This window comes from Leptolyngbya sp. FACHB-671 (genome assembly GCF_014695745.1).
Taxonomy (GTDB): Bacteria; Cyanobacteriota; Cyanobacteriia; order Elainellales; family Elainellaceae; genus JAAUTN01.
Window position 1 is genome coordinate 1 of the sequence record NZ_JACJOV010000069.1, and the last position, 10,706, is coordinate 10,706.

Genomic DNA, 10,706 nt, shown 5'->3' on the forward strand with positions numbered 1-10,706 from the left:
GTACAAGCTAACTAACGTGAAATCTTTGCTAGACAAGGGTTTCAGCCTAATTGCCCCTCATAGCACGTTCGCTTCAATTACCCCTTTAAGCTACCTCAAACCCCGCATCAGCCCGCTTCAACTTCTCGTCTACCACTGCCTGATCCACACCTAAATAAGCTTGAAGCTGCGACAGAGATTTATGACCGCTTACCCGCTTCAGTTCGTGCAGTCCCCAGCCTTGCTCATGCAGGTGAGTCAGTCGAGATCGCCTGAAGCTGTGCAGACTCACCCCTTCAAAACCCAGCAGTTCAGCCGCTAACTTGACATGCTTCTCTACTGCTCTAGCAGTGATATGTCCAGTCTTAGAGCCAGACGGGAAGAGATAGCCTGCTGCTGGCTTAATTCGCTCCAGCACCTTCTGCAACGGCTCTGACATAACTACTTTGCGCGTCTCATTGGTCTTTGTGTTGGGAACTGGGAAAACGACATAGCCATTCCTCAGATGCTCAACCCGCAGGTTCACCACCTCACCAATTCTGCCAGCGGTCAAGTAGCAGATTTGGGGAATTGCCCGGTAGGGGTCATCTAGTTCGCCAAATAAGTTTTGCAGTTCATCCGGTTCTAAAATTGCAGCGCTGCCGGATCGATTCGTCTTCCCATCACGCGGCATGACTCACCTCAAAAAGCTTTTCCCCATTCTATTCGTATTCCCGCTGAAATACGAACGAGGTTGCTGCGTTTGACGGCAGCTCTGCTGAACGTAGCCAGAGAATAAAGCCTTATTGCTCAAAATGCTCTCTTATTGAGAATGCAAAGGCTTCAACGTTTACAGAGTGAGACTGGTGAGACTTAGGTTAAGAGTTTTTAAAGATGACGATGGGACAGACAACCTAACCCAGATGTCTCGACGAGGGTGCCACCAGAGTGGAAGACAAAGATTGAGGCGATCCGCCACTAAGACCGGGCGCAACTTATCCCAAGTACTGCACGAGGCGATTGCTTTGATGGTTGGAGCAACACTTTAGATATTCTGACTAGGCTTGAAGCAGTAGAACAGCAATAGTCAGCAATTAAGGTACTACTGGCAAGCTGATTATGAAATTCAGATGCTTTCATAGGTAGTGGGCTACAAAACCCCTTATCCGATTCTTATGGAGCAGAAATCGAAGAAATTGTTGATTTAGATGTGAGATGAGCTAATCAACATTCAAGTTGTATAGAACCAATTCCAGTGATCTGGTTATGGCAGATACACTCTTGGGATTCTGCCTCAGTTATCTTGAAGCCCAAGATTCACTCTGGTTTAGCGTTGTTTCGTAAGGCAGACCGCATTTCAACTGATGACAAATGCTGTTCCTGACTGGTTGAGGGGGCTGTGGAAGCGGTTGTCAATCGAAACCGCAGATGGACAGCGTGACACTCAAACGCAAGTGTTTTATCTGCAAACTTCCTCCTGTTTTGGCGATCTTCGGCTTCCCAGCGATCGCCCTGACTTGAAGCAGGCGAACTTCTCATCCCTTACAAGAGACGATGCTTTTGCTTTATCTAGACAGCAGGGCTTTGCAGGTATCGCCCAGTTTGATCAGGGGCAGTGTCAGTGGGTGAGATATATCGATTACCAACCTCCGCAGCTGGTTCGAGATATTGGATTGCTTTATTGGCAGAACGACATCTTGATCGAGAAGGGGGTAGATCAGGTCTATCGAGAGGAATGGTACAAAGTGGATGATGGGGCTGGAGACTACACAGCTCTGGTGTTAGAAGAAGAAAGTACGTCCCATCGAGCTGTAACATGGCAAGCCAGTTTGGTTATCGCTGGAGATTATTTCATTTACAGCCACAATCGCCCAGTTGCTCTGCCATCTGCTGAGATGTTAACTGACTGCCTGACGAGCTTGGTAACCTTGCAAAACCAGCAAGATTATCTTTCATGTGAGATTTCGTTCGGTTTGTGTTGGTCGGGTTCATTTCCCTGGCAAATTCAGCGATCGACGATTCCCTGGCGAGAGGGTACTGCCCTATGGCTTCCATCAGACTTGGTGGTTAATCTGGAGAATCAACGAGTTCTGCAAACCATTCATCAAGGTGATGCCGTTAAGCCCCGACGCTGGAGGATTCAGGAGTGGGGTACAGGAAAGGCATTCAAAGTTTAGCGAAAACCTTTATTCTATTTTCCTCCAACTCAACAGGTTCAGAACATGTCCGTTGATTTGAGAGAGAGAATTTGACGTACACTGTTCAGTGTCATTTCGGTACTACTCATGCCGATCGTCGCAATTATCAATCAAAAAGGTGGGGCGGGAAAGTCAACGATCGCGGTACACCTTGCACGCTGGCTACAGAAACAAGGGAAATCTGTATTAGTTGTAGATGCCGATGCTCAATGTTCATCTTCAAAGTGGCTTGAACGGTTAGAGCAGGAGATTCCTTATCAAATTCTGCAAGCTCCTGATGCCCTTCTAGATGAACTGCCTAAGCTAGCTGACTCCTATAAGTGGGTGATTGTTGATGGACCTGCGGCTCTCTCTGAAATAACCAGAGCTGTTATTTTGACGGCTGATTTAGCGCTCATTCCATGCCAACCTACAGGAGTCGATCTTGAAAGTGCCTCAGATACTGTCCGGCTAGTTCACCAGGCTCAGCGAATTCGTCGGGGAGAGCCAAAGGCGGTGATGTTTGTGAATCGTGCGGTGAAAGGAACTAAATTGAAAGATGAGGCGGTTGAGGTACTTCGGCTCATGCCTGATGTCCTTGTCTTAGATACTGTGATTCACCAGCGCTAAATCATGGCAGATTGCTATGGACAAAACGCTACGGTTTTTGACCTATCTGGCTCCACCGCAGGAATTGCAAGACGTGAAATTGAGAAACTGTTCAAGAGAGCCTTGGAGGTTTTGAATGGCTAAATCAAGGCAATCTCTTGCTCAAGGGCTTTCTGCATCCCTTGCCCAAAAATTCATTGCTGATCCTGAAAGCACTCAGTCGCCTCAAACTGTCTCTATCAAGCAAATTCAGCTACCCAAGCGGCAACCCCGTCGTTATTTTGATCCTGAAAAGCAGGAGCATCTTGTCAGATCAGTTAAGGAGCATGGCATCCTAGAGCCTTTGCTGGTTCGTCCTGTAAGCAGCGGCAATTATGAATTGGTGGCTGGAGAGAGACGCTACCGGGCTGCTTGTGAGGTTGGCTTGAAAGATGTTCCTGTTGTCATCCGGGAGTTTGACGACAGGCAAGCTTTTCAAGTGGCTTTGATTGAGAATTTGCAACGAGAAGACCTAAATCCAATTGAGGAAACAGAGGGAATTCTTGAACTGCTAGCAGTTGAAATTAATAGCAGCACTGACGAAGTAGCTTCAATTCTACATCGGGCTAACCATGCAAAAAAACGAGGTCAGGAGTTGGAGGGAAACGTTTTCCTCCAATTTCAGACTATCGAATCTGTTCTTGCTGGGATTGGGCGATTTACACCTGAATCTTTTCGTACAAGCCGACTGCCACTGCTCAATCTGCCTGCCGAAGTTCTGAAAGCGCTTCGCGAAGGAAAAATAGAATTTACCAAGGCGCGGGCAATCGCAAGAGTCAAAGATGAGCAGCAACGATCTGAGTTATTGCAGCAAGCTATTGCTAAAAATCTTTCATTAAGTGATATCAAAACATGGATTAAGGACCTAAAGCCCGAATCAGAGCAAATGCCCGAGAAGGTTCTGGTTCAGCGTTGGAATGAAATCGGTAAGCGATTGCAGAAGGATAAGACGTGGGGCGATCGCAGGAAGAGGGACAAAATTACCAAGCTGCTAGATGAATTAGACAAGCTTACTGCAACCAATGACTGAGACTGAGACGCAGGCACGCGCTATTCTAGATGCTCTGATGAATCAGCCGTTCCCTAGCTGTGTTCCGATCAGTCGTGATTTTGCTACTTTGACGACGAAGCCGGGGCTTTATGCTGTGCGACACCGAACTGAGGGTTTGCTGTACGTGGGGAAGGCTCAGGATATTAAGGAGCGTTTTCGAGGTGGGCACAAATCCATTACGTGGTCATGGATTGCTGACTATGACTATCGGGATGTGGCGATCGCAACTTGTACCCTCGACTTCATGCAGTGGCGGGCGTTATCATCAGAACTAGAACGCATTATCCTCAATATTAGCGAACCGCCGTTTAATGCTCGCATACCTATGAGGGACTGATCATGCAACCTACTGTTGAACAGGAAACGACAGAACACCTAAGCCCGGTTGCAGCCCGGATGATTTTAGCAGCGTTGCCTGAGAAAATTAAAGAAGCATTTGAAAGACGAGCCGCAGAAATTGAGTATCCTGTGGAAGCTGTACTGGAAATGGCACTGGCTGGTTTTCTAGATAGTGAGTGCTTGGGTTTCTCTGACTGCAAGCCTCGGTATTAAAGTTTAGTTGGGTCTGAGAGGTTGTTTGAACGCTCAACGAAACCCGCCAAACAGGACAAAGCTGAGCCTGGAAAGTCAGGATTTGTTCCAGCCATTGCTCGTTGGGTGATTGAGCGTTCCAATGCTTGGATGGAACGATGCAAGAGCCCGACGAAAAACTTTGAGCGAACGCTAGCTCATGCCAAAACTAAAATTGACCTTTGTTTTGTGCGATTGATGTTGAAGCGGCTTGCAGCTCCTTCTTGAGATATCAAATGGGCTCTATAGAAGTGTAAGTCCCAGTGCTCGCTCCAAGTTGGCGTGATTGAAGCGAAGCTGTCATGAAATGCAATTAGACCGAATCCCAAGCCTGAAACAACGTAAATTCGTTAGCCAGTAGAGGCAAATGAGGGATACAACAGAAATTTGTAGTACATACAAACTGCTCTCAATCTCTTTGCCTGTATTGGTTTCAGCCTAATTGCATTTCATGACAGCTTCGCTCTCATCACCCCAAATAGGGGTAGTTTATGAATGCTACTGAAACTGAGTCGTTATCCCCTTTCAACTCAACATCGTCCTTTCCAGTTGGCGGTCCACCTGCTGGTGCTGAGACAATCGAACAATAACGGTTGTACCTACATCCACTTCACTCTCGATCTCAATTCGCCCTCCGTGTAAATCCAAACATCGCTTGACCATGGTCAACCCAAGTCCCGTACCTGGAATTTGTCCGACATTATTCGCTCGCTGAAAGGGCTGAAATAAATGCTTTTGCGTGTCTGGGGGAATGCCAATGCCCGTGTCTCGAATCTGGAAGGTAACCTCTCCCTCAACGCAGGTGAGATTGAAATAGACCGGGCTTCTATGGGGAGAATACTTGATGGCGTTTGAAATCAAATTCGTCAAAATGTGTCTCAGGAGCTTTGGGTCCAAATAAGCCTGCTCACACTGACCTTGGCAATTGAACACAATGTGGTGATCTGGTTCCGCACTGAACTGGAGTTGTTCCACGAGTCTTTGACAGAACTCCTCCAAGTTTAAAGAGGCAGGCTCAAACTTCAAGCTGCCACTCTCGACACGACCCACAGCCAATAAATCGTTCAACAATTGGTCCATCGAGCGAACCGATTGTTGGATCATGTATAAGAACTCACGGCGGCGGTCTTCGGTTAATCGGTGATGTTCTTGCTCCAGTAGCTGCGCACAACTGAGAATCGAGGTCATGGGGCTTCTCAGTTCATGGGCAGCCATCGACCAAAACCGAGATTTCAGCTCGCTCAACTCTTTCTCTTTCTCTAAAGCGACTCGGATGGCGGTCTCAGATAAGCGACGACGCAGAGCCACTTCGATCGCGACCTGTAAGTCACGCTCATCAAACGGTTTCACAATGTAGCCAAACGGTTCGGTCGCTTTCGCCCGTTGTAAGGTCGCATCATCGGCATAGGCCGTGAGATAAATGACGGGTGTATCAAAGTCGGACCGAATCTGCTCTGCTGCTTCAACGCCATCCATTTGCCCCTTGAGCCGGATGTCCATCAACACTAAATCCGGTCGTAATTCTGCAACCTTCTCAACAGCGGCTTCTCCTGAGGCGACAGAGGCAGGTACGATATAGCCCAACTTCTTCAATCGCTTCTCGATGTCTCGAGCCACGACTCGTTCATCCTCAACGACCAAAATCCGTTCAGCCACCATCGGTTATGCCTTCCCCGTACTTTCTAATTCTGAGAATGTAATCATAAAGGTCGTTCCTGCCGCTTCAGTCGGGTCACGCTCAATTGTGCCTTCCAGTTGTTCAGTGAAGATACAAACTAATTCCAAGCCGAGGGAGTCGGTGTTGCGAAAATCGAGGTCTGGCGGAAAGCCAATTCCAGTATCTTGCACGGTTAAGGTAAATCGATCATCCGGCGTAGGGAGAATTTCAACCCGGATTGCATTGGTTGGATTTGGGGCTGGAAAGGCATGTTTCAAAGCATTAGACACCAGTTCATTGATAATCAACCCACAGGGAATGGCGGTATCGATATTGAGCCAAACCCCTGCTGCATTGGTTCGCAAGATCGCGGTCTGCGAACTCGCGGCATACGATCGCAGCAGATTGTCTGCTAAGTCCCGAATGTAATCATCGAAGTTGATTTTGAGTAAATTGCTCGATTGGTGCAGCTTCTCATGAATCAGTGCCATCGAACGAATGCGATTTTGGCTGTCTTTGAACAGTGCCAGCACCTGTTCATCTTTGATGTAGTCTGATTGCAGTCGCAAGACACTGGAGATCACCTGGAGATTATTCTTAACGCGGTGGTGAATCTCTTTCAGGAGGACTTCTTTTTCTTTCAGGGATAGCTTCAGTTGCTCCTCGGTGCGCTTGCGCTCCTGAAGCTCGCTTTGGACTTGCTGATATAGCTCGGATTGTTGGATGGCGATCGCCATGTGTGTTGCCAGTTGCTTCAGGAGATCTACCTCAAGCGATCGCCAGCGTCTGGGCCCGGCACAGTGATAGGCACACAGCAAGCCCCACAACTGGTCGCCTTGTAGAATCGGAACCACTAAGCTGGCGCGAATATCGTAGAGCACCAGAATATCGATGTGACACTGAGTTAAGCCAGCGGTGTAGATATCGTCACAGACTTGAGTTCGACCTGCTTTATAGGCTTGGGCATAGTTTTGGGCAAAGCAGGTATCTCGAATGCTGCTGTTGAGTGCTGGTCTCCAACCGTCCTCCACCGACTCGACTACGACCGTACCTGTCCAGTCGGGGTGAAACTGATAGATAATCACGCGGTCGGTGTTGAGGAATTGTCGGACCTCTTCGACACTCCTTTGCAAGATGTCATTGAGATCTAAAGACTCACGAATGTGGAGTGCCATCGCGGCGAGAATCTGGCTGCACTGCAACTGTTCCAGCAAGCCTGTGGGGTTCTCTAGCAACTGAAGATCTAACTCCGGACATTGGTCATGGGTGGAGTTGGATTCTGCAACGTCAAACTGCTCGATCGATCGCTGCAGGTGGTCCACTGCACGCTGCATCTCGTTGAGATCCAGCGTCTCGAGAAAGCTCGTGGGTGAGACCACACCTAACAAGTCCCCCTGCTCTCCGGATATCCCAAACCGCTGCACTTTGGCTTGCTGCATCCGCCAATACGCCACTAAAACCGATTCAGACGCAGCGAAGTCTAGAAATGGAGCGCTCATGACTGCTTGTGCTTGAATTTGCGATAAATCCAGCCCTAAGCTCCAAAGCTGAAGTACATGCCGTTCTAAAATTAATCCGACTGGGGAATTATTATCTGTATCGTCAGTTAGGACAACACAATCCACATTCTGTTCGACCATCCGTTGGGCTAACTCAAGAATGGATGTGATGGCAGGTGCTTTAACGACCGGCGGAGAGACGACCTCTGCTAACGACTTGGATTTCAGTAATTCGTCGAGCTGTAAGACATGACGAATACTGGCTGGGGTGATGATGCCGAGCCATTGCTCCCGCTCATCTACGACGGGAAGATGCTGAATCCGATGCTGACGCAGTTGCGATAGGGCGGTAAAAACGGTTTGACTGTCTGATTCGGTGAGAGCAATGGCTGGTCGATGCACCAAGTCAGCCATTTTGACTTGGATTAAATGTTGCCCTGAGACGATCACTTGAAGTGCATCTCGTTCAGTGAATACGCCCAGAAGCTGGGTTCCTTCCACAATCAGAAGCCCACTTGCGCGAGCTTCGCTCATCAAGATGGTGTTGAGCGAGAGTTCCAAACCCGGCAGAACGCAACTGCTCTGCGCTTTGCTCATCATCATCATCGCATCACTGAGGGACGTATCAGGAGACACGGTGAGTGGGCGACGATCAATAGCAGACCCTAAAGATAGAAGTGGGTTGGATGAGGGTTGCGGATGCATGAAAACACTAATTGTTGAGCGGCAGGTGCTGGATTTACCTGGGATTCGGAGGGAAATGAGCAGAAACAAATCATTGGGAGTAAATCAAGCATACCTGACGCGACTGAAGGAGATTATCAGATCTGGGTACTCAAATCACCGCTTTTATCATCGTCACCTTTGTATAGGGATGCAGTTAAACTCAGCGGAGCAGTCACCCACTCCGCTGAGTTTAACTACACCCTAACACCGCTGCACTTTTGAATTAAAAGCTTAACCAGCCAGATGGTGTAGATACCCCTTCAGTCTTTCTCAATCTCGTACAGAAAACTCTCTAGAACCTTTCGGCTTTGAGCCAGTTCCGCCGCTTTCTGGTCGGCAAGGCGGATTTGCTCGTGCAAGACATGGCGCAGCTCATCACACGGCTCGAAAGCGAGCCCCTCCCCTCTTACACACGGTAAGAATTGCAGGATTGTCGCAAGAGTCATACCTGCTGAGCCAAGAAGCTTGATACGTTCGACAGTTTGCACCTCATCTGAGGCGTAATCACGATACCCACTTGTGGTGCGCTTCGGCTTCAGTAGTCCTTCAGTTTCATAGTAGCGGAGCATTCTAATACTCACGCCAGTACGTCTGGACAGTTCACCTACTCTCATCTCATTTTGCCCCTTGACTCTAACAGTGCTGTCAGAGTTTAGGATAGTAGCTCTTCTACATAAATTCAATCAGGAGCTAATGCCATGACGACCCAATCAAGCACTTACCAATCACGCATTGATGGACACCCGGCCACCCTTTCTGAACTGAGCCCTCTGGCTTTTGCGGGTTTTGCACACTTCACTGCAATGCAGGTGAGAGGCTGCAAGATCAAAGGGCTGGATCTTCATCTCGACCGTCTGCGCAAGGCATCCCTAGAGCTTTTTGGCAGAGCGCCGTCCGACGAAAAGCTACGGTTCCATATCAAAACGGCAGTTGAAGAAGGAGAGGAAGATCAGTCCTTGACCGTCACCGTTTTCTCACCCAATGGAGAATTCACTGCAAATAGCATGGATGTAGAACCTGCCGTGCTTATCCGTACAGGAGCCCCATCCGATGGACCCAAAGGACCGCTGAGGCTGAGCACTGTGAATTATGAAAGACCTCTGGCTACCATTAAACATGTTGGTGAAGTCGGCAAGACCTACTATCTTCATCAAGCCATACGGCAAGGATTCGATGACGCCGCCTTCGTGGATAGTCATGGGTGCTTGAGCGAAGCTACAATATGGAATATTGTCTTTTGGGATGATGGAACGGTTATCTGGCCAAAAGCTACCCTGTTAAAAGGCACCATGATGGGTATCATTCAGCGACAATTAGAACGCCTTGATATTCCACAGCGCCTCGAAGCCATCACTTTCGAACGTCTTGGAGAGCTGTCTGGTGCCGCAGTGATGAATTCATGGACACCCGGTATTCCAGTCACTGCCTTTGCTTCAAATGTTATCGCGGAAGCAAAACCCTTCATCAGATTGCTCCATAAAGCCTACAAGGCTGAACCCGCCAATTTCCTTTAAGGGGTAAAGGTAGCGGTGCGATGTAGATGCATCATCCTGCTTCCTCCTGCTCTGGAATAGTCGGGAAACTACCCGTTTTTATGGGTAAGCATGAAGAATGTTAGAGCGATCGCTCTCCTGCGTCTAAGCACAATCTCTACCCCAACATTTCGCGTTTTCTGCCGCATGAAAGAAATAAGGAACTGCTTTATCAGCCTTGATGGAGTGATGAGAGCGAAGCTGTCATGAAATGCAATTAGGCTGAAACCAATACAGGCAAAGAGATTGAGAGCAGTTTGTATGTACTACAAATTTCTGTTGTATCCCTCATTTGCCTCTACGGCTAACGAATTTACGTTGTTTCAGGCTTAGGATTCGGTCTAATTGCATCTGGTGACAGCTTCGCTTCAATCACGCCAATTAGCAGGGCGATCGCCCTGCTGCCCTACTAATAATATTTAAGGCATTGACCAAAACAATAAGCCCTAACCTACCGGTCAAGGCTTTGTTTTTCTATATGCCGATTTGATAAAGCGTGGTCGGCGGTTTTGATATGAATGTATCATCCTGCTTCCTCTGGCTCTGAGATAGTCGGGAAGCTACCCGTTCCTATAGGTAGGTATGAGTAGAAGATGGAGCGATCGCCCCTTTTACGTCTGAGCAGCTTAACTGGTTGTGTCGCAAATTCCACGTAAGGATAAACGATTCTTATCCTTATCACCCCTTTAACCTGCGATTCCAAAGATTTCTTCGATAAACTTGGCTTGAGAGACACTGTCCCCTTGACCTATCCCGGTCACTTGTCCTTTTCGCGGTTGCTGTTGGCGAACGTACTACAGGTGTCTCATGGCGGTGCCAGTGCTGCAAAACGTGACACCCGAAGTTTAGGTAATGGTTCTCCCTTAAGCCAAGACACAATCCGAGCAA

General features: G+C 48.3%; 10 protein-coding genes. 6 read left to right on the forward strand and 4 right to left on the reverse strand.

Annotated elements, in window-relative coordinates:
* Positions 1 to 85: 85 nt before the first annotated feature.
* Positions 86 to 652 (reverse strand): tyrosine-type recombinase/integrase, encoded by a 567-nt coding sequence (locus tag H6F93_RS08795; RefSeq protein WP_190680113.1) that lies wholly within the window; start codon positions 650 to 652, stop codon positions 86 to 88.
* A 670-nt stretch (positions 653 to 1,322) separates the two neighbouring features.
* Between H6F93_RS08795 and H6F93_RS08800 the strand changes: the two genes are divergently transcribed.
* From H6F93_RS08800 to H6F93_RS08820, 5 genes are all read left to right on the forward strand, one after another.
* Entirely contained in the window at positions 1,323 to 2,135 is an 813-nt protein-coding gene (locus tag H6F93_RS08800) for a hypothetical protein (protein WP_190680114.1), read from the forward strand.
* A gap of 108 nt (positions 2,136 to 2,243) precedes the next feature.
* A complete protein-coding gene (locus H6F93_RS08805) occupies positions 2,244 to 2,765 on the forward strand; it encodes an AAA family ATPase (protein WP_242043360.1) in 522 nt (173 codons plus the stop codon).
* A gap of 115 nt (positions 2,766 to 2,880) precedes the next feature.
* Positions 2,881 to 3,813 (forward strand): ParB/RepB/Spo0J family partition protein, encoded by a 933-nt coding sequence (locus H6F93_RS08810; protein WP_190680115.1) that lies wholly within the window; start codon positions 2,881 to 2,883, stop codon positions 3,811 to 3,813.
* Entirely contained in the window at positions 3,806 to 4,171 is a 366-nt protein-coding gene (locus H6F93_RS08815; RefSeq protein ID WP_190680116.1) for a GIY-YIG nuclease family protein, read from the forward strand. Before H6F93_RS08810 ends, H6F93_RS08815 begins: the two co-directional genes overlap by 8 nt.
* Before the next feature lie 2 nt (positions 4,172 to 4,173).
* Positions 4,174 to 4,386, forward strand: coding sequence for a hypothetical protein (locus tag H6F93_RS08820; protein ID WP_190680117.1), 213 nt, complete (start codon positions 4,174 to 4,176; stop codon positions 4,384 to 4,386).
* A gap of 543 nt (positions 4,387 to 4,929) precedes the next feature.
* On the opposite strand, the gene H6F93_RS08830 is transcribed toward H6F93_RS08820, so the two are convergent.
* The 3 genes from H6F93_RS08830 to H6F93_RS08840 all read right to left on the reverse strand — a co-directional run bounded on the left by H6F93_RS08830 (position 4,930) and on the right by H6F93_RS08840 (position 8,900).
* Complete coding sequence (locus tag H6F93_RS08830) at positions 4,930 to 6,063, reverse strand: hybrid sensor histidine kinase/response regulator (protein ID WP_190680118.1); 1,134 nt, start codon at positions 6,061 to 6,063, stop codon at positions 4,930 to 4,932.
* 3 nt (positions 6,064 to 6,066) lie between these two features.
* Positions 6,067 to 8,265 (reverse strand): histidine kinase dimerization/phosphoacceptor domain -containing protein, encoded by a 2,199-nt coding sequence (locus H6F93_RS08835; protein ID WP_190680119.1) that lies wholly within the window; start codon positions 8,263 to 8,265, stop codon positions 6,067 to 6,069.
* A 281-nt stretch (positions 8,266 to 8,546) separates the two neighbouring features.
* Complete coding sequence (locus H6F93_RS08840; RefSeq protein WP_190680120.1) at positions 8,547 to 8,900, reverse strand: MerR family transcriptional regulator; 354 nt, start codon at positions 8,898 to 8,900, stop codon at positions 8,547 to 8,549.
* An 84-nt stretch (positions 8,901 to 8,984) separates the two neighbouring features.
* Between H6F93_RS08840 and H6F93_RS08845 the strand changes: the two genes are divergently transcribed.
* Positions 8,985 to 9,800 carry an aminotransferase class IV family protein gene (locus H6F93_RS08845; protein WP_190680121.1) on the forward strand — a complete coding sequence of 272 codons (816 nt, stop codon included), beginning with the start codon at positions 8,985 to 8,987 and terminating at the stop codon, positions 9,798 to 9,800.
* The last annotated feature ends 906 nt before the right edge of the window (positions 9,801 to 10,706 follow it).